We start from the raw sequence: 20,592 nt of genomic DNA, 5'->3' as shown, positions 1-20,592 counted from the left end.
ATGCTGTTGAAGAACGACCAACTCGACCAGTGGGACCGCGAGGCCTTCTTCCATCCCTCGACCCATCTGGCCCAGCATGCGCGTGGCGAAAGCGCAAACCGCATCGTGACCGGCGGCAACGGCGTCTATATCGAGGATCGCGACGGCAAGAAGCTGCTCGACGCCTTTGCCGGCCTTTATTGCGTCAATGTCGGCTATGGCCGCACCGAGATCGCCGACGCCATTGCCGAGCAGGCCCGGGAGCTTGCCTATTACCACGCCTATGTGGGCCACGGCACGGAAGCCTCCATCAAGCTCGCCAAGATGATCATCGACCGCGCGCCAGAGAACATGTCCAAGGTCTATTTCGGCCTCGGCGGCTCAGATGCCAACGAGACCAACGTCAAGCTGATCTGGTACTACAACAACATTCTCGGCCGCCCCGAGAAGAAGAAGATCATCTCGCGCTGGCGCGGCTATCACGGCTCCGGCCTGATGACCGGCTCGCTGACCGGGCTTGAGCTGTTCCACAAGAAGTTCGACCTGCCGCTGGCCCAGGTGGTCCACACCGAAGCGCCCTATTACTACCGCCGCCCGGACCATTCCATGAGCGAGGAAGCGTTCACCGCCCATTGCGTGGCCGAGCTTGAAGCGCTGATCGAGCGCGAGGGCGCGGACACCATCGCCGCCTTCATCGGCGAGCCCGTTCTTGGCACGGGTGGCATCGTGCCGCCGCCGGCCGGATACTGGGCCGCGATCCAGAAGGTTCTGCGCAGAAACGACATCCTGCTCGTCGCCGACGAGGTGGTGACCGGTTTTGGACGCCTCGGCTCCATGTTCGGCTCCATCCACTACGACATGGAACCCGATCTCATCACCATCGCCAAGGGCCTTACCTCGGCCTATGCGCCGCTTTCCGGCTCCATCGTCGGCAAGAAGATGTGGGAAGTGCTCGAGCGCGGCACGGACGAAAACGGCCCCATCGGCCATGGCTGGACCTATTCGGCCCACCCGATCGGTGCGGCAGCCGGCATCGCCAATCTCGAGCTGGTCGACAAGCTCGGCCTCGTCAAGAATGCCGGCGAGACGGGCGCTTACTTCGTCAACGCGATGCGTAACGCCATCGGCGACCATGTCCATGTCGGGGAAGTGCGCGGCGAAGGCATGCTGTGTGCCGTCGAGTTCGTGAAAGAGCGTGAGGACCGCACCTTCTTCGACGCTTCCGAGAAGATCGGTCCGCAGATGGCCGCTGCCCTTCTCGAACAGGGCGTCATCGGCCGCGCCATGCCGCAGGGCGACATTCTGGGCTTCGCGCCCCCGCTCTGCCTGACGCGCGAAGAGGCAGACACGATTGTCGATGCGACCGCCAAGGCCGTGAAGAGCGTTTTCAAGGCCTGACCCAATCTCCGGCGCTTCGGGGCCTTGCCCCGGAGCGTCAATTCGGCCATCTCTTCCTGCGCAGTTATCTGGGAGACTTTCATGGCCGATTTCGTTTTTCCGCCCGCCAACCAGCCGTCTGTTGCCGTTGCCGGCTCCGAGGCACGCTTTCCCGTGCGGCGCATCTTCTGCGTGGGGCGCAACTATGCCGCCCACGCCCGCGAAATGGGCCATGAGCCGGAGCGCGAGCCGCCGTTCTTCTTCACCAAGCCGGCAGATGCGGTGGTCGATACGGATACCGTCATCCCTTATCCAAGCCTGACAAAAGACCTGCACCACGAGATCGAAATGGTCGTCGCGATCGGCAAGGGCGGCAGCGACATCGATCCGGCCCATGCACTCGACCACGTCTACGGCTATGCGGTCGGGCTCGATCTAACGCGCCGTGATCTTCAGGGAGAAGCCAAGAAGAAGGGGCGCCCGTGGGACTGGGGCAAGGCGTTCGACCGCTCGTCCCCCTGCGGCCCCATCGTGCCCATTGCCGAGACCGACCACCCTTCCGAAGGCCGTGTCTGGCTCGCCGTCAACGGCGAGATCAGGCAGGAAGGCAACCTTGACGAACTGATCTGGCCTGTGGCCGACGTGATCGCGCTCTGCAGCCAGGCCATGGAGCTTAAGGCCGGCGATCTGATCTACACCGGAACACCCGCCGGCGTTGGCGCGCTTCAGCCGGGCGATAAGGTGGAAGGCGGTGTTGACGGGATCGGCGAGATCGCCATCACCATTGGCGAGGCGTGAGATGAGCGACATCGTCCTGCACAACTATTTCCGCTCCTCCACCTCCTTCAGGGTACGCATCGCGCTTGCCATGAAGGGCATCGACTATCGCTATGCCGCGCATCATCTGCGCCACGGCGAGCATCGCGGTGAGGCCTATCTCTCGGTCAACCCGCAGGGCCTCGTTCCGGCGCTTGTGTGGAGCGACGGTACGATGATCGCGCAGTCCATGGCGATCATGGAGTTTCTGGACGAGACGGCGCCCGAGCCCCCGCTCCTGCCTGCCGATGCGCCTGGGCGCGCGCGGGTTCGCATGCTCTCCCAGATGATCGCCTGTGAAATCCATCCGGTGAACAATCTGCGCATTCTGAACGCGCTGAAGGAGCGTTACGGCGCAGACGATGCGGAAGTCGGCGCATGGTTCCGCCACTGGGTGAACGCCACGTTCGAACCGCTTGAAAGGATGCTGACCGAGAGCCCGCAGACCGGCGTCTTCTGCCACGGCGATGCGCCGACCATGGCCGATATCTGCCTCGTTGCACAGGTGGCGAACAACAAGCGCTTCGACGTCGACATGGCGCCCTTTCCCGTCATCCAGCGTATCAACGACGCCTGCATGGAACTTGAAGCGTTCCGGAAGGCCGCGCCGATGAACCAGCCCGACGCGGAATAATTCAACCGGAAGGCCGCTCAGGCGGCCTTTTCCTCCAGAATCAGCATGATGATGGTTTCAGCGGCAAGTGCGGGCGTTTCCTCGCCCTCGATTTCCACCTCGCCGTGATGGCGAATGAGAAGCCGGCCCGGCGCCTTTTCCTCGATGCCCTTTAGCGTGCTGCGCAGCCGCACGCGGCTACCGGCCTTGACCGGCGCCAGAAAGCGCAGCCGGTCGAGCCCGTAATTGATGATTGTGCCCAGATGCACCGGCCACGCGCCGCAATCGTAAGACAGGCTCGATAAAAGCGAGAGCGTGAGGAAGCCGTGCGCCACGGGCTTGCCAAACGGGCTTTCGCGCTCTGTACGCTCGCGGTCCACATGTATCCACTGGTGATCGTTGGTGCAGTCGGCGAAACGGTCGATCATCGACTGGTCCACGACCACCCACTCGGAGATTGTGGGAGCCCCGCCGATCTCCGCTTCCAACACATGCGCGTTCATGGGCCCGGCCTTTCTGAGATAATTTCGCGTGCAAATCCCGATAGTCGCTGGAAAAGCGGCTTCGACGCTGGTTCCATCGCGGACCGCTTCCCATAATGACCCCGAATATTGTGCATTGCAGCACAAATAACAAGGAGGGCTTGGCGCAAGGCAAAATTGCGATGAAGGCCTTCATCAGCATAAAGTTGATCGACATTATCAGATTTGAGCCGAGTCACTCTGGAATTATTCTAAACAATAAGCCATATTGCGGGAACGATATGTGAAAGGACTGTTATGCGCCTAACGCGACAAACCAATTATGCGATCCGGATTCTGATGTATTGCGCCGCCAATGAAGGCCGGCTCAGCCGCATCTCCGACATCGCCGAAGCATACTCCCTATCCGATCTTTTCCTGTTCAAGATCCTGCAGCCACTCGTCGAGCACGGCTTTGTCGAAACCGTGCGGGGGCGCCATGGTGGCGTTCGTCTTGCAAAGCCGGCCGAGGAGATAACCTTGTTCGACGTGGTTCGGGTGACGGAAGACAATTTCGCAATGGCTGAGTGCTTCGAGAATGACGACGCCGACTGCCCGCTTGTCGAGAGCTGCGGCCTGAATGAAGCGCTGCGCAAAGCCCTGAACGCCTTCTTCGAGGTTCTGGCCGGCTACACAATCAGCGATCTCGCGGTGGCCAGGCCGGATATGCGATTACGTCTTGGCCTTGATGATTTACCCGAGCGTGCTGCCGCGCGCTAGAATCCGGAAGGTCGTCCCACACTGCAGTCCCTTCGTCAAAACGGATGTCGCGACGGGATCTGCGCGGATTGCGGCAATACATAGGGCCGATTTTCGGCAGGCGGCACACCCACCTGAATTCGGCACTCAAAGACATCGGACACAAGCCCGTCGTTGAAGACATCGGCAGGCGTTCCCGCCGCAACCACCGTCCCGCGGTGCATCATTGCTACCTGATCGGCGAAGCGCGCCGTAAGATTAAGATCGTGTAGAACCGCGAGCACACCACCGCCGGAGGCTGCGAACCCTGCCGCAATGTCCATGATGATGAGCTGGTGCTTGATGTCGAGGCTTGAAACCGGCTCGTCAAGCAGAAGGTAGCGCGGTCTGCCGTCGAGCACCGGCCTCCAGACCTGGCAAAGGACGCGTGCGAGCTGGACGCGCTGCTGCTCCCCGCCCGAAAGCTCCTGATAAAAGCGTCCGGCAAACCCTGAAAGGTCAACGCGCTCCAACGCCATCTCGGGAAGTTTTCTCTGCTCGGCCGGGCTCGCTCCTGACCGCCCGCCCAGAAGCCCCAGTTTCACCACTTCACGCACTGTATAGGGAAACGCGAGCGCGCTTGCCTGCGGCAGGACGGCCCGATGCGCGGCAGCCTGCCAAGGCTCCATGCCTTGCAGTGCTTCCCCATTGATCAGCACCTCGCCTTCAAAGGGAAGATCGCCGGAGATGGCCTTCAGAAATGTGGTCTTGCCCGATCCGTTGGGACCAACGATCGCCGTCACGGTACCGGGCTTTACCGACAGCGACACATTGCGGAGTATCGGCTTGCGTCCTACCCGCACTGAAAGATTATCGACCTCTATCGCCATCACAGATCCAGAATCCCTCTCTGGCGCAACAATATCCAAAGGAAGAACGGGGCACCCAGTGTCGCCGTTACAATGCCGATAGGGAGTTCGGCGGGTGCCACGACAACGCGACTGATCGCATCGGCCACCAGCAGAAGCACCGCCCCCAGAAGCGCTGAGGCTGGCAGAAGGTAACGATGTTCGGGACCGATGGTCAGGCGCAGGAGATGCGGCACGACGATGCCGACGAAACCGATGCTGCCGGCCACCGCAACCGAAGCCCCTGTTGCGGCCGCTACGGCCAGAATCGCACAATTCTTTACCCGCTGGACGCGCACGCCAAGATGGTGCGCTGTCGCCTCCCCCAAAACCATGGCATCAAGTCCACGCGCCAGAAATGGCGCTGCCCCCAGAGCTGCAAGAATGATCGGTCCCGCGGCCCAGATCTTGGTCCAGCTTGCTCCTGCCAGCGAGCCGAGCCCCCAGAATGTCAGGTCTCGCAGCTCCTGATCGTCGGCGACATAGACGAAAATGCCCGACAAGGCGCCCGCCAATGCGCCGAGCGCAATGCCGGCCAGAAGCATGGTGGCGATGGAGGTCTGGCCACGCCGCGTTGCCACCCGGTAAAGAAGCAGGGTCGACACGACCCCGCCACAGAAGGCGGCCAGCGGCAGTGCGTAAATTCCAAACATGCCGACTACCGGTGCCAGCACCGTGTTGCCGAGAACGATGACAATTATGGCACCTAGCCCGGCTCCGGAGCCGACACCGACAATACCCGGGTCAGCCAGCGGATTGCGAAACAGGCCCTGCATGACAGCGCCGGAAACCGCCAGCGAAGCGCCGATCAGGCTTCCAAGAACCACACGCGGCAGCCGAATGTCGCCGATCACCACACGATCGCGCAGTGAAAGGGCATCTGCCCCGCCGCCCAGCCATTCCGACAGCACAACCCACAAGGATGTTTCGGATGCGCCCCATCCAAGACTGAAGACGAACAAAAGCGCATAAAGCACCACAAGGGCCAGGATTACCGCCCGTGCCCGCGCCGAACGGTCACCGCCCGCCACGGCCTGCCACCGCCAACCGGGCGCGGATGCGACATCGTCACGTAACGCCATCTCAGTCGGTTACCGTTTCCGTCCGCTGCAAAGCGCGAGCGAGATCACGCACCGCTTCCGCGGTTCGCGGTCCAAAACCCAGCAGATAGGATCCGTCCATTCGAATCAGTGCCCTGTTCTCACCGGCGGGCGTGCTGGCAATCGCAGGGTGGGAAAGAACATCTTCAGACGCAAGATGATCCGCGCCACCCCGGGCCATCATCAGGACCACATCGGGTGCAGCCGAGATCACTGCTTCCGCCGAAACCTGACGATAGCCGGAGAACCTGTCCATCGCGTTCTCAGCTCCCGCCATGCGGATGATCCCGTCTGCGGCAGTGTTCTTGCCTGCAGCCATGACCCGGCCGCCCTGCATGCTGAGCACAAAGAGCACACGCTTTCCATCAGCTTGCGTTTGCGCTTCCCTCTGGGCGGCGTCGAGATCCGCCTGCACCTGACTGGCGAGCGCTTCTGCCTTTGCTTCCACGTTCAACGCCGCTCCAACCACGCGAATCTTGCGCAGGATCGCGTCCCGGTCATAGCCCTCCGGCACCATGACCACGGGGATGCGGGATGTCCTGAGCGCATCCATGGTCTCGACCGGGCCACTTCCCTCCATGGCCAGAATAGCGCTTGGCCCCACGGAGAGCACCCCCTCAGGTGAGAGCGCGCGCAGGTAACCGATGTCAGGCAGTTTCTTCGCTTCTGGTGGATAGGTGCTGGTCGTGTCCCGAGCAACGAGCCTCTCCTCTTCGCCAAGGCTGTAGATGATCTCGGTTATGGCACCACCAACCGCCACCAGCTTCGAGGCATCGGCAAATGGCCCCACTGCCTCGTCTGCGGTGGCCGGCGTGAAAGCTGCGCCTAGAGCAGCAAGTGTAGTCACCGCCAGCCGCCCCAGCCCTCTTCGCGTCATTGACGAAAGCGCTTCACGCATGGCCCGCCATCTTGTCTGGATCCTTGGCTGTTTTTCGTAATGCACGAGACCATCCCAATTTCTGAGTTCGCCAAAAGGGAATGGAGAGCCACGCTCCCCTTCCCCAAAATTACACTCAGGCCACCTGCCGGCATTCGAGCCGCGGCAAACCTTCAACCATGGAGCGCCAATCCGTTCGCTCGGCATGGCCTTCGAGGCGCTCTCCGAAGAATTGGGCGATCAACTGCCCATCCGCTCCATAAGCCTCGATCGACGTGACGTGTCCGTCCCTGGTCGGCTTGCGGACGGCCCACAGTTCCTTCACGTGGTCGGTTCGCAGATGGAGATTGAAGCCTGGATCGAGAATGTTGATCCATGGCCCCATCGGCTTCACTGTCTCGATCACGCCAGTATGAATCTGGATGCAACCGCTGCTGCCGACGAAACACATGATCGGCACGGCGTCGCGGACCGATGCATGCAGCATCTGCGTCAGGGCATCCTCCTGCAATCGCCAGGCATAGTCCTCACCGATCAGGTGAACGGCCTGATGACGCGTCAGGTTCAACTTGCGCAGAATGTTAAAGAGCTGATGCACATCCGTCATTGCGCTCCAGCGTTCGCGCAGGACATCCGCCGCCGGCAGTTCGTCGGTGGCGATCTCCTCCACGATCTTATCGGCCTGAATATCGAGCGGAGCCTGCTGATCGGGATGAAGAAGGACTTCGACCAGCTTCTGATAGGCGTAGAGGTTCGATTTCGGCCTCAAATGCACCTTGTGCACGGCATTACCGGCCTTGTCGAAAAACTGCAGGCTGCGCCGGACATCATCGCCATCGCGCTTTTCCACCGCAAAGCCAAACGACCAGCGGGAGGGAAAAATTCGCAGATCAATGTCGCGCCCCAGAACAAGTGCGTGCTGCGCGCCAACAGTGATTTTCTCGTAAACACCGACCTTTTCATGAACGGCGCTCTCATTTCGGGTCAGAGCCATGACCTCGCCGACGGTTTCAAGGGCCGGAAGAAGGTCGGAGACGCGCGGCTCGATACGGGTCACGCCATGGCCCACATGCGCGGCAAGCAATTCTGCTTCCGAAATGCCCAGCATCTCGGCCAGGTCCCGCTCGCGCATTTTGGGGTTTTCATCACGGGCGCGCCTGATCGCCTCGGGCGCGCGTGCTGTATGAACATTCATTCCACAAACCTATTTGTTGAGAATCAGCTTTCCCTGACGGGTGATCTTCAGGCGGTAATACGCGCCATGATGCTCGATCCCGATTTCGCGGCGACCTCCGAACAGATCCGTGCTGGAAATTGTCCGGTCAGGCGTAACGCCACCTTGCCTGACGGCCAGATGCTGTATGTCTGCCTGTCCGCGCGGGTCGATCGACAAATAGGTCTTCATTGGAAAGAACCTCCATTTTCATGTCACTGGCTTGGGCTCACATCGACAGCATGTTTTCTGCCATTCGCTTTCTTGACTTTTATTATCATATTTTATAGCCACCGCAATACCGGAGTGGAATTATCAAGATAAATTTCCTAGCCGGATAATCGTCGGCAAGCCAGCGCCAGCCGGCCATTTGCTGTGTTTGATTGCTGGAGAATCTGGAATATGCGGAATTACACGCGATACACGAGCCTTGGTCTGCTGTGCGGAACGTCAATGGCGACACTGGTCCTTGCGGTGAACGCCGGCGCGGAGGAAACGCCGGTGGTTTTGTCGGAGGCATCGGGCAGGGTCACCCTTCTCGACCGCATAACGGTGGTTAGCAGAACCGGCGAAAGCGCTCTGGAAACCATGGCTTCGGTAAGCCAGATCAGCGGCGAAGAGCTCGACCGCCGTATGGCAACCAACGCCAACGACGTCTTTTTCGGTGTTCCAGGGATCACGGTCTACTCGGATGGCCGCCCGGCGGTCAGCAACATCAACATCCGCGGCCTTCAGGACGCCGGCCGCGTCTCTGTCATCGTGGATGGCGCACGTCAGAACTTCCACAAGGCCGGTCACGACGTCTCCCGCATGTTCTGGCTCGACCCAATGCTCATCCAGCAGGTGGACGTTATTCGCGGACCGAGCGCAAACACGTTCGGATCGGGCGCGATTGGCGGCGTTGTCTATTTCGAGACAAAAAAACCGGATGACTTCCTGCGTGATGACGAGAATTACGCCCTGTCGCTTACGGGTCGCTATGAATCGAACGGTTCCGGCTGGACCACCAGCGCGATCGGCGCCTATCGCTTCAACGAAGCTGCGTCCATTCTCGGCAACATCGTTTGGCGCGACTATGGCGACTACAAGGATGGTGACGGGACGCGCGTCGACAATTCAGGCTTTGACGTGCTGAGTGGCCACCTCAAAGGAACCATCAGACCGACCGAGAACAGCGAACTGACACTGGGCTGGACCGGGTCTCGCGATGACTGGTCTTCGACCGAAACGCGAGACTATCTGCTCGACAGCGACACATTCACGGGTGAGTTCAAGCTGTCCGACGCCGAAGAGAAGTGGCTGAACCTCAATGTCAAGGCTGCCGTCAACAATATAGATCTGACCCAGACTGACACAGGCTCTCGCCCCGGCACATCCGCTTACGACTTGCGAACGACCAGTTTCGACATCTGGAACACATCCTACTTCGATACCGGGATGTTTGCCCATGAACTGACCGTCGGCGGCGACTGGGTCTATGACGATTTCACCTCCAGCGCGGCTTCTGGCGGATCGGACAGCTACAATCCAACCGGCACAAGACGTGTGTGGGGGGCCTATGTGCAGGACAAACTTTCCTATGACTGGCTCGAGATCGTTGCTGGTGTAAGATACGATTCCTACGAGCTTGAGGCTTCTGAGAAAAGCTCTGGCGACCGTTTCTCTCCTCGTCTCAGTGTCGGTGTTTCGCCGTTCAACGAGGGGGCCCTGTCCGGCCTTCAGATCTACGGCTCTTATTCCGAAGGTTATCGGGCACCCAACACTTCCGAGGCGTATATCACCGGTGGGCACTCGTTCCCTGGCTTCAGCTTCGCATTCCTGCCAAATCCCGATTTGAAGCCCGAAACAGGGAAGACGTGGGAAGCCGGGGTGAACTACAAGGCTGACGGCCTCTTCAATGCCGAGGATACACTCCGGATCAAGGCAGCCTATTTCCATAACGATATCGACGACTACATCACGATACCCACCTTCCCGGCAATTCCGGGCAGTGAGTGCGCCAGTCTCGGGCACACCATGTGTGCGCAGTATCAGAACGTCTATGCTGCAGAGATTCAGGGATTTGAACTGGAGAGTCGCTACGACGCCGGGCGCTACTTTGCAGGCCTGGGAATTTCCATCATTGACGGACACCAGACAGACCGGGACGGCGTGCGCTCCGACCTTACGACCATACCTTCGGCCAGCGTGACGCTCGATGGAGGGATGCGTTTCCTCGAACGCCGCCTGACACTCGGTGGCGAAGTCGAGTTCAACAAGACACCCAGCGGATCGACCTTTGCAGAAGATTATACCCTGGTGAATCTCTACGCCAACTATCAACCCAACGAAAACCTCCGGTTTGATTTCCGCGTCGACAACCTTTTCGATAAGCGGTACGTGCTGCCGATAGCCGACGTCTCCGATGGCATGCATGCGCAGCCTGGTCTGACCGTAAAGCTCGGTGCAACCGTGCGTTTTGGAGGATAAGATGTCATCTCGATTATCGCTTCTGGCTCATATGTCCGTCGCCGCCCGTATCGTGGCGGCGATGGTCGCCCCCCTGGCAATGACCTTGCCGGGGGCTGCGCAGGACGCTGTCGCCGGTTCGATCAGGCTCGAGCTTAACGCTCTCCAGAAAAGCGAAAAGGGCTGTCGCATTGCATTCGTGGTCGAGAATGCGATGGGAAAGGATATTGCCAAGGCAGCCTATGAAATTGCCCTCTTCACCAGGGAAGGTCTCGTTGACCGGCTTCTCATCCTCGATTTTCAGGACCTGCCCAGCGAGAAAACCAAGGTGCGCCGTTTCGATCTGGCCGAAGCCGATTGCGATGAGATCGGCCGCGTTCTCATCAACGACGCTTCGGCCTGCGAGGGCGACGGGATTGAACCTGGAGACTGTATCGCGCGGCTAGAAGCCACCAGCCGCGGCTCAGTCACATTCGGCAAATAATCTCCAGACATAAACCGACAGGAATGCCCCAATGTTCGACGGCGTCATCTCTTCCATAGGCTCCTTTCTCAAGCTCGGCGGCCCGGTCGTCGCGATCCTGCTCGTTCTGTCGGTCTTCGCCGTGGCGCTGATCCTTCTGAAGTTCGCGCAGTTTCAGCGCGAACGCGTCGGTCGGCACGGGCGTTCCAACCGCGCGCTCCATGCCTGGTTTCACCACAATCAGGGAGAGGCGCGGTCCATGCTTGCCAATGCCCGCTCACCGCTGGAGGAAACCCTTGCAACCACCATGCGCCTTGCCGCTGCAAAGGCGGACAGGGGCGCTATAGAAGACGAAATCAGCCGCCTGGCGCTTGGTCGTCTGCATGATCTGCAACGTGGGTTTCGCGCGCTGGACGCGATCGCCCAGGTGGCGCCTCTGCTTGGTCTGTTCGGCACCGTTCTTGGCATGATCGAAGCCTTCCAGAAGCTCCAGGAAGCCGGAAATTCGGTAGACCCGTCACTGCTGGCCGGCGGTATCTGGGTTGCGCTCCTGACAACGGCTTGCGGCCTTGCCGTTGCCATGCCGGTTTCACTTCTTCTTACCTGGTTCGAGACGCGTATCGAGAACGAGCGTGTCGCCATTGAAACGATGACGGCGACAGTCCTTTCCCACGCATCAATTGAAAAAGCAGAGGCACGCGCAGCCTCGGAAGAAGCCGGATCACCGCGGCCGGTGACAGGTGAAACCCATGCGCATTGACGTCGCAGCAGTCAGGAAGAGAAGGCCTCTGTCGCTCACATCGCTGATTGATGTGATCTTCCTGCTATTGCTCTTCTTCATGCTCACCTCGACCTTCACGCGCTTCGCAAGGGTGGAGATTTCCGGCGGCCCGGCCTCGGCATCCACTGGCGGCAAGTCGCCAGACGTGCTGATCCGCGTTGATGATCCGGCGGGCTGGCGCGTCAATGGCCGGATGCTCGCCGAAGAGGCAGCCATCGTCGAACTCGCACGCCTGAAGGAAGCCGGCGCGGAAACCGCCGTTCTCCTGGTGCGCGGCGAGCTCACATCCCAACAGCTGGTTGAGGCGGTGGAAAACATTCGCCGCAACACCGAACTCAACCTTTCCGTCGCGAGGTAATTTCCATGCTCCGCCTTGCCCGTCCGACGCAGCTCCGCCAGCGGGAAAGCACGATCGCTCTGATCAACATCGTCTTCCTGATGCTGATCTTTTTCCTCGTTGCCGGCACGCTGACGCCGCCGCTCGACAATGATGTCAGCCTGATTTCCACCGTCGAGGCCAATCCGTCAGAGCCGCCGAATGCGCTGTTCGTCACCGAAGAGGGTGAGATTCGCCTGCGCGGTAGGATTACCGATGCACAGGGTTTCATGCTCGCGCGCGCAGAAACCCTTGGTGAAGAGGCTGCAAGACAACTCGAGATCAAGGTGGCAGCGGACCGCAATCTGCCGGCCACCAAACTCGTCGACATTGTCGGCGCCCTCAAGGCGGCTGGTGCCAGCAGGATCAGCATCATCACGGAACGTGCGGCAGAATGAAAATGCGGGCATGGAAATGGGCCGTGGCGCTGGCCGTATCGTTAAGCCTTCACGCGGGGGCGGCAGTCTATGTGATGAGCCGCCCGACAGATGTCGAGATCGCCGGTGGCGGCTCCACGGAGATCGCGATCGCCGGCAACGCCTTTGCCGATATGGTTGCCGCCGGTAAAACAACCGAGGAAATCGTGCCGGTATCGCAGCCGGAGACAGAGCCGGTTCAGCCCGAAACGGCAAGAGAGGTGCCGCCCGAGGCACCGGTCGAAACCGTGGTTGACGAAGCCCCGGCCCCGGTCGTGGAGGCGGAGCAACCCGTTGCCGAGGTGACGGAGGCAGAGACAGCAGAGGCTGTCGAACCGGTCGAGAGCGCGCAGATTGTGGCAGCCCTGTCGGAAGCACCGGTTCCAACGCCCCGCCCCGCCTACACGCCGCCGCCCAAACCAAAGATCGAGAAAAAGCCGGTCCGCAAGGCCAAAACGGCACCGCCTAAACAGCGCAGCGCCGGCTCAAAGGGTCGCGACACTCAGGATGCGCGCCGTGGAACGGCGTCGGGAAAGCAGCACGCCGGAAAGGCCTCCAAGGGCCGACAGGTCGCGCGTGCCACGCAAAGTGGTAATGCGCGCGTCTCCAACTATCCCGGCAAGGTTGTCTCCAAACTGCGGCGTTCCCTTCGCTATCCCAGCGCAGCAAAACGCCAGCGGCTGAAGGGCGAGGTGCGTGTGCGCTTCACGGTCGCGCAGAATGGTTCGGTGAGCGGCATTCGCATTGTTAGCAGTTCCGGGTCGAACGTCCTCGATCAGGCCGCTCTCGAGACGGTGCGTCGCGCAGCTCCCTTCCCCCGGATACCGGCAGAAGCGGGCCGCTCAAGCTGGGGCTTCACTGTGCCATTGGCGTTTCGCCGCTGATCCCACACGGTCCGCGCAGCCGCCGGGCTGCGCGGTGAATTTTCAGCCTATACCGAAGCCAAAAGGCTCGCATTGCCGCCGGCCGCCGTCGTGTCGACACAGATGGCGCGTTCATGTGCAAAGGCCGCCGGGTAGATCGGCTCCACGATCAAAGGAACAATCGCCCCTTCCCGCGCGGCAAGCGTCCGGCGCAGGGTCGTCAGCCATTCAGCTTCGCCATTGGCGGCCACCAGATCAACGGCAAGAGCGGTCAGGATTTCAGGAGAAACCGTGCCGTCAGCGCCCTCCAGCGGAAGCCCCTGCCCCAGCAGCGGCTTGAGAATGCGTCGCGCTTCCGGGTGCACTGCAAGCACTGCGTTTCCGGCCGACAGTGCCTGCACGACCTGCGCCAGCAGGACCTCTTCATCTGCACCGAGACAGAGCGCACGGCCACGTGGTGTCAACATCAGCGTGTTGGCCTCGCCCGTCGGCCCCGGCAGATCGAGAGGCCCCTGATCCAGCGCCGCCGAGGCTGCCATCGCTTCCTGTGCCCTGCCACGCAGGAGCTTGCGCAGGACCGGGAGCCTGTCCGCGCGCGCTGTCCACCTGGTGTCCACTGCAGGCAGGAGGCGGTTCACCGCGTCGGCAGCCAGCACGGCCCCTGAAGGCTTTACCTGTTCAATCTCCGCACCACGCCGGAAACGGCGCAGATAGTGCGGGCCACCCGCTTTCGGCCCTGTACCCGAAAGCCCCTCACCGCCGAAGGGTTGAGAGCCGACGACGGCGCCGATCTGATTTCGGTTCACGTAGATGTTGCCCGCGTGCACGCGATCGATCACATGCTGAGCGCGCGCGTCAATGCGCGTGTGTAGCCCAAACGTCAGGCCATAACCCTTTGCGTTGACATCGGAAATAACTTTGTCGATATCATCCGCCTCAAAAGCGGCCACATGCAGTATGGGCCCGAAGATTTCACGCTCCAGTTCCTGGATTCCAGACACTTTGAAGGCAGCCGGCGCCACGAAACGCCCGCCATCCGGCACATCGAGCGCCGCGATGAGGCGACCATTGTCCGTCATACGCTGCGCATAGGTTTTGATCGTCTCGCGTGCTTCATCGTCGATCACCGGACCGACATCGGTCGAAACCTCCCATGGATCGCCGATGCTGAGAGCCTGCATGGCGCCCTTCAGCATCTCGAGGACCCGATCTTCCACATCCTTCTGCACATAGAGCATGCGCAGGGCCGAGCAGCGTTGACCGGCACTCTGGAAGGCGGAGGCGACTATGTCGCGCACGGCCTGCTCGGGGAGCGCGGTGGAATCGACGATCATCGCGTTGAGCCCGCCGGTCTCCGCGATCAGCATGGCCTCAGGTCCGGCATTGTCGGCAAGTTGCCGCTCGATGAGCCGCGCAACCTCCGTCGAGCCGGTGAAACATACGCCGGCAATGCGCGGATCAGCGGTCAGGGGGCCACCGACTGTCGGACCATCACCAATCAGAAGCTGCAGCACTTGGGCCGGCACGCCCGCCTCATGCATCACTGCAACGGCGCGGGCCGCAATTAGCGATGTCTGTTCGGCCGGCTTTGCAATGACCGCATTGCCCGTCACGAGTGCCGCTGCGATCTGTCCGGTAAAGATTGCGAGCGGGAAGTTCCACGGCGAAATGCACACGATCACGCCCCTCGCCCGCGTGTCCTTCTCAACATGTTCGGCTTCGCGGGCGTAGTAGCGCAGAAAATCCACCGCCTCGCGGACCTCAGCGATGCCGTCGGCAAGTGATTTGCCGGCCTCGCGCGTGGCAAGCGCGAAGAACTCCGCTGCGTGCTTCTCGTAGAGATCGGCGATATGGCGCAAAATTCTGCCGCGCTCTGCCACCGGCGTTTTCGCCCAGCCGGGCTGCGCCTGCAATGCGACGTCCACCGCCTCACTTGCCTGCTCCCGCGTGGCATCGCGAACCGTACCCACGGTTTCGGAGAGCCGCGCCGGATTGATCACTTTTCGCGTGTCTCCCTTTCCCTTTGCAGGGGTGATGGAGCGCGCTTCCCATTGATGCGGTGCGGCAAACGGCCCCCGGGCTGCATCAAGCTCGAGCATGGTCACCGGGTCCGTGATGTCCCAGCCCCTGGCGTTCTTCCGGCTCGGGCCGAAAATCTCCGAAGGGCGTTCGATGGCCGGATTGGCCGCATTCAGGGGCTTTTCCACAGCTGCAAGGGGATCGGCGGCAATTACTTCCGCGCTCACATCTTCGTCGACGATCTGGTGCACAAAGGAGGAGTTGGCCCCGTTTTCGAGCAGTCTGCGAACGAGATAAGCAAGCAGATCCTGGTGCGCACCCACAGGCGCATAGATGCGGCAGCGCGTCCCTTCACGCTTGCGCACGGTCTCGTGCAGCGCTTCGCCCATCCCATGCAGGCGCTGAAATTCAAAAAGCGACTTGTCAGAGGCCATCGCGAGAATGGCAGCCGCCGTATGGGCGTTGTGCGTAGCGAATTGCGGGTAGATGCGATCCGTCATCCCCAGGAGTTTACGTGCGCAGGCGATGTAGCTCACATCCGTGTTGACCTTGCGCGTGAAAACCGGGAAGCCGTCCAGCCCCATCACCTGAGCACGTTTGATCTCGGTGTCCCAGTAGGCGCCTTTGACCAGTCGCACCATGATCCGCCGGTCAAGCCGCTCTGCAAGCGCGTGGAGCCAGTCCAGAACAAATGGTGCGCGTGGCCCATATGCCTGCACCACCACACCGAACCCGTCCCAGCCGGCAAGGTCCTCATCGGCCAAAACCGCTTCGATCACGTCGAGCGAGAGGTCGAGGCGGTCCGCCTCTTCTGCGTCGATATTGAGGCCCATGCGTGCGTCCCGCGCCGCCAGGGCAAGGCTCTTCAGCCGCTCGATCATCACCGGCAGCATGCGTGCTTTCTGCGTTGCCTCATAGCGTGGATGAAGCGCGGAGAGTTTTACGGAAATACCCGGATTCTCGCGAATATCGTCCTGGTTGGAGTGGCGTTTCAGAGCAGCGATGGCGTCCGCGTAGGCCTTGTGATAGCGCAGCGCGTCCGCTTCCGTACGGGCCGCCTCACCAAGCATGTCATAGGAGTAGGTGTAGCCCTTTTCGACCATGGAGCGGCCGCGCTTCATCGCTTCCTCGATGGTTCGGCCAAGCACGAACTGCTCGCCCATCTCACGCATCGCGCGCGACACGGCAGTGCGGATCACGGGTTCACCCATGCGGCGCACCAGCCCGCGCAGGATCGCTTCAACACCGTCTCCCTCATCGTCCAGAACACGCCCCGTCAGCATCAGCGCCCAGGTCGAAGCATTCACAAAGATCGATGCCGATTCACCCGAATGAGCGGACCAGTCATGCGGCGCGATCTTGTCGCGGATCAAATCGTCCATCGTCTCGGCGTCAGGCACGCGCAGCAGCGCCTCCGCCAGACACATCAGCGCCACGCCTTCCTGGGTCGAAAGGCCATATTCGGAGAGAAACGCTTCCATCATGTGCATGTCGCTTGAAGAGCGCACCGCCCGCACCAGTTCGGCTGCATTGGCCGAGATCCGGTCTCTGTCTTCGTGCGACAGGTCGGCCAGGGCGACCAGCCTCCGCAGCGCCTCCGCTTCATCGACCAGGTAGTGAGCCCTGATTTCTTCTCGCAGTTTTTGCGGCGCATTCTTCTGCATGATGTCCTCGATTATGGAATGGCACTTACGGCGCTCCTACCGCCTCAGCGCAGCGATCATAACACAGGGACTTTGGCCATTCGGGCTAATCTATTGCTCTATTTAGGTCATATGGGCTATCTTTCCTTCGAATATCGGACCTTGAGAGCTGCATTTCATATGGAAACAGAACGTGTTGACCGCATCGACCGAAATATCCTCGACGCCCTGACCAGGGATGGCCGACTTTCCATCGCCGAGCTTGCGCGCCGGGTCGGTCTTTCAAAGACCCCGGTTCAGGCCCGGCTGCGCCGTCTGGAGAAGGAAGGCTATATTCGTGGCTACTCGGCAATCATTGATCGCGCACGCATCGGCGAAGGCCATATTGCTTTTGTTCAGGTAGAGTTGGAAGACACGCGTTCATCCGCACTTGCCGCCTTCAACAAAGCGGTTCTTGCCGTGCCCGAGATCGAGCAATGTCACATGACGGCCGCCGGCTTCGACTACCTGCTCAAGGTGCGGACGCGCGATATTTCGAGCTATCGCAAGGTGCTGGGCGAGCGTATCTCCGCCCTGCCCCATGTCGCCCGCACCTCGACCTTCGTGACCATGGAAACGGTCAAGGATCGCTAACGGGCGTCGTGTCCAGCGTATTGAGGAAGGCAATCAGCGCCTGCCGCCCGCGGTCCGTGAACACCACGCCGCGAATTTCGCTCTGCCCCGAGGCCGCGGCGGGTGCGCTGCTGTAGTGGTCGATCACCGCCTCAAGCGTAGCGATCTGCCCGGCATGCATATAGGGCGGTCGGCCTGCCACACCACGCAGCGAGGGTGTCTTGTACGCGCGCTCCATCGCGGTCGCATCGCGTTTCATGAAACGCAGGGCATCGCATGCATCGGGCATCGCGTCGCTATAGCGCCCCAGACAGTTGAACGGGTCGGATTGCACTGCAACGATGCCTGCTGCCCGCCCCAGATCCTCCGGCAGTCCTGCGACAGGTGGAACACCCGTGTTGTGAAAGTGGTCGTCCGTGAAACGCGGCCCGTTGTGGCATTCAAGACAATTGGCCTTGCCGATGAAGAGCCGAAGTCCCTCGAGTTCCAGATCACTGAAGGCCGCATCCCCTGTCTGCTCGCTCCCCGCCGCAACCGCCCTCGCAAACCGGTCGAAGCGGGTTTCGGTGGGTATCAGCGTGCGTTCGAAGGCAGCAATTGCCTTGCCAATATTGGCAAACACCCGGTTCACCCCGTCTTTCTGGGTTGGGGTCATCGCGTCCCAGTTTGCGCGTTCGGTTTCGCCTCCCACCGGACTGGCGTTTTCCGGAATTCCGGAGATATCGGGCAGCGCTCCGAATATTTCCGCATACGAATCCGCATGGGCTTCCGCGATATAACGGACATGGGCGGTGCGGTTTCCGGCATGTTCCCGCAGGTCCTCCAGAGGTGTGAGCGCCTGCGCCCAAAGACTGTCACGCCTCCCGTCCCAGAACTGCCAGATATTCCATGCAGCCCCCTCCAGAGGCATCGTTCGTCGGTCGGTCTCATCCGTTCCGAAACCGCGCGGGCGGCCGTCCTGAAACTGCTGATCGGGAATATGACATGTGGCACAGGAGATGGTTCCGCTCTCGCTGAGCCCTTCATCGAAAAAGAGCAGTCTGCCAAAATCTGCTGCCCGCGGATCATCCGCAAAGCGATTTCCCGGTGCAGGTGGCACGGGCCCCAGCGCATCGATTGAAAGAGATGCGATCTTCGCCTTCTCGTCCTCGCTCAGCGCAGTCGCGTCGCAGGCGGACAACGCAAGAAAACCGCACAGCGCGCCGATTGCAACATGGCGGCGTGCTGCCTTCATGTCACAGATCCAGATTGAAAACCGCCTCATCGAGCCCCGGATCGGCCGAGATCCCAATTCGGATTTCCCAGTGCCCGCCCATGTTGAAGCGCATCCCCTCCACACGATATTGCCCATCTCCAAGAGCTTCCGCCATCTGCGGCTCTGTCGGCAAACCGTGGCCGTGGGCCGGCATACCGCCATCGATCGATATGGAGGCATCGTTGACCGGCGTGCCGTCAGGTGTGGTGATCGTCACCACCCAGTCATGGGTTTCATGTACGGGTATGGGCTGGGCTTCGGTCTCGAACATGACCTGGTAGAAACCGTCCCTACTCACCGTGTTGTAGGCGACGTCGATTTCGGGTGCGGGTGGCGTGAAGAGCCGGTAAGCCGCATAGATTGCGGCAACCGCCATTAGAAGCCCGACACTCGCAAGCACGAAACGCCTCGACCCGGTTTTGTCCTGAAACGGCATCTGGTCCCTCCGACTCGTCAGGTGCACTACTTAACCCCCAGCCGCCACCCGGTGCCATAGGAACTCTGTCCCATCATTAAAAAAGCCAAGGAAAACCGGCATGTTGCTGACGGTGTTTATTGCTCGGGATAGAGGATCGGGGTCAAGCCCCTTGATCTCAACGATGCCGCATGACGAGTCCGAGGCCAAAACTGCACAATATTGCGCTCTCCTCGAATGACTATTCTCGCGTGTCAGTTACTCGTCATCCCACCAATCATCGCGCCGGGCGCTACAAGATGGATAAGCATTAACGCCTTGTCATCCTATAGTGCTCCGACGGCGAACCATCCCACAACACCGACAGGAAAAAGGTAAAGGTTCCCGGGAGTCCAACCAAACCCTGTCGCGGTGTATCCCATGATCTGAACGGCAGATGCGCCCCAGTTGACCGCAAAAGCAGGGCGATCGCGCTATGATTCACAGGCGATGATTTCAGACGGCCCGAGTCAGCCCCCCGTCTATGCGCAGGTTTTGGCCTGTCATATAGCCTCCATCTTCAGAGGCGAGCCATGAAATCAGCGAAGACACTTCCGATGCATAGCCATAACGGCCCATTGGAATGCGCGCCTTGCGATCTTCTGTTTCGGGAAGACTATCTATGAAGCCAGGAAGCACGTTGTTCATACGGATGTTTTGTGGCGCATACTTATCTGAGTAAAGCTTTGCGAAGGCTGCCAGCCCTGCCCGAAAGACGCCCGATGTTGGAAAGAGCGGGTCGGGCTCAAACGCCGCGAAGGTTGAGATGTTGATGATCGCTCCGCCACCCTGCGCTTCCATCAGTGGTGTGATGAGCCGTGCCGGTCGGATCACATTCATCAAGTAGACTTCCATGCCGTGATGCCAGTCTTCATCACTGATCTCCAGAACCGGGCCCTTCGGCCCGTGGCCCGCCGAGTTCACCAATACATCAACACGGCCCCAGCGATCCTTAGCACCCTCGATCAACGCGGTCAGGGCTTCGCCATCAAGATTGGAGCCGGTCACCCCAAAACCGCCTAACTTTGCACCGAGCGCTTCGCCCTTGCCTGACGATGAGAGGATGCCGACCTTGAACCCATCTGCGGCCAACCTTCGTGCTGCATCTGCACCCATACCGCTGCCTCCAGCCGTTATCAGCGCCACTTTTTCTACTGCCATGATTGAAATCCTCTATGAT

Annotated in this window: 21 protein-coding genes and 1 pseudogene; 11 read left to right on the top strand and 11 right to left on the bottom strand. The window is 60.5% G+C overall.

Annotated features, from left to right (window positions below):
* The first annotated feature begins 3 nt into the window (after positions 1 to 3).
* The 3 genes from HF949_RS11450 (at position 4) to maiA (ending at position 2,806) form a co-directional block, all read left to right on the top strand.
* Entirely contained in the window at positions 4 to 1,377 is a 1,374-nt protein-coding gene (locus HF949_RS11450; protein ID WP_292900139.1) for an aspartate aminotransferase family protein, read from the top strand.
* Positions 1,378 to 1,458: 81 nt separating this feature from the next.
* Positions 1,459 to 2,154, top strand: a complete 696-nt coding sequence (locus HF949_RS11445; RefSeq protein WP_292895370.1) for a fumarylacetoacetate hydrolase family protein — start codon at positions 1,459 to 1,461, stop codon at positions 2,152 to 2,154.
* Position 2,155: 1 nt separating this feature from the next.
* Positions 2,156 to 2,806, top strand: a complete 651-nt coding sequence (gene maiA / locus HF949_RS11440) for a maleylacetoacetate isomerase (RefSeq protein WP_292895368.1) — start codon at positions 2,156 to 2,158, stop codon at positions 2,804 to 2,806.
* Between the two features lie 17 nt (positions 2,807 to 2,823).
* Here maiA and HF949_RS11435 read toward each other — a convergent pair whose 3' ends face one another.
* The gene (locus tag HF949_RS11435) at positions 2,824 to 3,288 is read right to left on the bottom strand and encodes a MaoC family dehydratase (RefSeq protein WP_292895366.1); all 465 of its coding nucleotides are present in this window, start codon (positions 3,286 to 3,288) and stop codon (positions 2,824 to 2,826) included.
* A 276-nt stretch (positions 3,289 to 3,564) separates the two neighbouring features.
* Between HF949_RS11435 and rirA the strand changes: the two genes are divergently transcribed.
* Positions 3,565 to 4,026, top strand: a complete 462-nt coding sequence (gene rirA / locus HF949_RS11430; protein WP_292895364.1) for an iron-responsive transcriptional regulator RirA — start codon at positions 3,565 to 3,567, stop codon at positions 4,024 to 4,026.
* Between the two features lie 35 nt (positions 4,027 to 4,061).
* Here rirA and HF949_RS11425 read toward each other — a convergent pair whose 3' ends face one another.
* From HF949_RS11425 to hemP, 5 genes are all read right to left on the bottom strand, one after another.
* Positions 4,062 to 4,874 (bottom strand): heme ABC transporter ATP-binding protein, encoded by an 813-nt coding sequence (locus HF949_RS11425; RefSeq protein ID WP_292895362.1) that lies wholly within the window; start codon positions 4,872 to 4,874, stop codon positions 4,062 to 4,064.
* Positions 4,874 to 5,974: a FecCD family ABC transporter permease gene (locus HF949_RS11420; RefSeq protein ID WP_292895360.1), complete on the bottom strand. Its 1,101-nt coding sequence runs from the start codon at positions 5,972 to 5,974 to the stop codon at positions 4,874 to 4,876. The genes HF949_RS11425 and HF949_RS11420 overlap by 1 nt, the downstream gene beginning before the upstream one ends.
* A gap of 1 nt (position 5,975) precedes the next feature.
* Complete coding sequence (locus tag HF949_RS11415) at positions 5,976 to 6,890, bottom strand: heme/hemin ABC transporter substrate-binding protein (protein ID WP_292895358.1); 915 nt, start codon at positions 6,888 to 6,890, stop codon at positions 5,976 to 5,978.
* 115 nt (positions 6,891 to 7,005) lie between these two features.
* Positions 7,006 to 8,064: a hemin-degrading factor gene (locus HF949_RS11410; RefSeq protein WP_292895356.1), complete on the bottom strand. Its 1,059-nt coding sequence runs from the start codon at positions 8,062 to 8,064 to the stop codon at positions 7,006 to 7,008.
* A gap of 9 nt (positions 8,065 to 8,073) precedes the next feature.
* Entirely contained in the window at positions 8,074 to 8,274 is a 201-nt protein-coding gene (hemP, locus tag HF949_RS11405; RefSeq protein ID WP_007006809.1) for a hemin uptake protein HemP, read from the bottom strand.
* Positions 8,275 to 8,535: 261 nt separating this feature from the next.
* On the opposite strand from hemP, the gene HF949_RS11400 reads away from it, so the two are divergent.
* The 6 genes from HF949_RS11400 to HF949_RS11375 are packed head-to-tail and all read left to right on the top strand — an operon-like array spanning position 8,536 to position 13,450.
* Positions 8,536 to 10,551 (top strand): TonB-dependent hemoglobin/transferrin/lactoferrin family receptor, encoded by a 2,016-nt coding sequence (locus HF949_RS11400; protein WP_292895350.1) that lies wholly within the window; start codon positions 8,536 to 8,538, stop codon positions 10,549 to 10,551.
* A 1-nt stretch (position 10,552) separates the two neighbouring features.
* Positions 10,553 to 11,014 (top strand): hypothetical protein, encoded by a 462-nt coding sequence (locus tag HF949_RS11395; RefSeq protein WP_292895347.1) that lies wholly within the window; start codon positions 10,553 to 10,555, stop codon positions 11,012 to 11,014.
* A 31-nt stretch (positions 11,015 to 11,045) separates the two neighbouring features.
* On the top strand, positions 11,046 to 11,753 hold the full coding sequence (locus HF949_RS11390; RefSeq protein WP_292895344.1) for a MotA/TolQ/ExbB proton channel family protein: 708 nt from the start codon (positions 11,046 to 11,048) through the stop codon (positions 11,751 to 11,753).
* Positions 11,743 to 12,132, top strand: a complete 390-nt coding sequence (locus tag HF949_RS11385; RefSeq protein WP_292895341.1) for a biopolymer transporter ExbD — start codon at positions 11,743 to 11,745, stop codon at positions 12,130 to 12,132. Before HF949_RS11390 ends, HF949_RS11385 begins: the two co-directional genes overlap by 11 nt.
* A gap of 5 nt (positions 12,133 to 12,137) precedes the next feature.
* Entirely contained in the window at positions 12,138 to 12,548 is a 411-nt protein-coding gene (locus tag HF949_RS11380; RefSeq protein ID WP_292895338.1) for an ExbD/TolR family protein, read from the top strand.
* Positions 12,549 to 12,550: 2 nt separating this feature from the next.
* The gene (locus tag HF949_RS11375; protein WP_292895335.1) at positions 12,551 to 13,450 is read left to right on the top strand and encodes a cell envelope integrity protein TolA; all 900 of its coding nucleotides are present in this window, start codon (positions 12,551 to 12,553) and stop codon (positions 13,448 to 13,450) included.
* A gap of 47 nt (positions 13,451 to 13,497) precedes the next feature.
* Here HF949_RS11375 and putA read toward each other — a convergent pair whose 3' ends face one another.
* On the bottom strand, positions 13,498 to 17,112 hold the full coding sequence (gene putA / locus HF949_RS11370) for a bifunctional proline dehydrogenase/L-glutamate gamma-semialdehyde dehydrogenase PutA (protein WP_292895332.1): 3,615 nt from the start codon (positions 17,110 to 17,112) through the stop codon (positions 13,498 to 13,500).
* Positions 17,113 to 17,271: 159 nt separating this feature from the next.
* Between putA and HF949_RS11365 the strand changes: the two genes are divergently transcribed.
* Positions 17,272 to 17,724 (top strand): Lrp/AsnC family transcriptional regulator, encoded by a 453-nt coding sequence (locus HF949_RS11365; protein WP_292895329.1) that lies wholly within the window; start codon positions 17,272 to 17,274, stop codon positions 17,722 to 17,724.
* Here HF949_RS11365 and HF949_RS11360 read toward each other — a convergent pair.
* The 4 genes and pseudogenes from HF949_RS11360 to HF949_RS11350 all read right to left on the bottom strand — a co-directional run bounded on the left by HF949_RS11360 (position 17,711) and on the right by HF949_RS11350 (position 20,573).
* Positions 17,711 to 18,937, bottom strand: coding sequence for a cytochrome-c peroxidase (locus HF949_RS11360; protein WP_292895326.1), 1,227 nt, complete (start codon positions 18,935 to 18,937; stop codon positions 17,711 to 17,713). The two genes, HF949_RS11365 and HF949_RS11360, sit on opposite strands and share 14 nt — an antisense overlap.
* A gap of 1 nt (position 18,938) precedes the next feature.
* A complete protein-coding gene (locus HF949_RS11355; RefSeq protein WP_292895323.1) occupies positions 18,939 to 19,394 on the bottom strand; it encodes a FixH family protein in 456 nt (151 codons plus the stop codon).
* Positions 19,395 to 19,699: 305 nt separating this feature from the next.
* Positions 19,700 to 19,828, bottom strand: a pseudogene (locus HF949_RS17620) (DUF6552 family protein); the annotation flags it as partial.
* 40 nt (positions 19,829 to 19,868) lie between these two features.
* On the bottom strand, positions 19,869 to 20,573 hold the full coding sequence (locus tag HF949_RS11350; protein ID WP_292895320.1) for an SDR family oxidoreductase: 705 nt from the start codon (positions 20,571 to 20,573) through the stop codon (positions 19,869 to 19,871).
* Between the last annotated feature and the right edge of the window lie 19 nt (positions 20,574 to 20,592).

It is taken from the genome of Nitratireductor sp. (assembly GCF_017794765.1).
Taxonomy (GTDB): domain Bacteria; phylum Pseudomonadota; class Alphaproteobacteria; order Rhizobiales; family Rhizobiaceae; genus Nitratireductor.
This window is presented reverse-complemented; position numbering and strand designations above follow the sequence as displayed.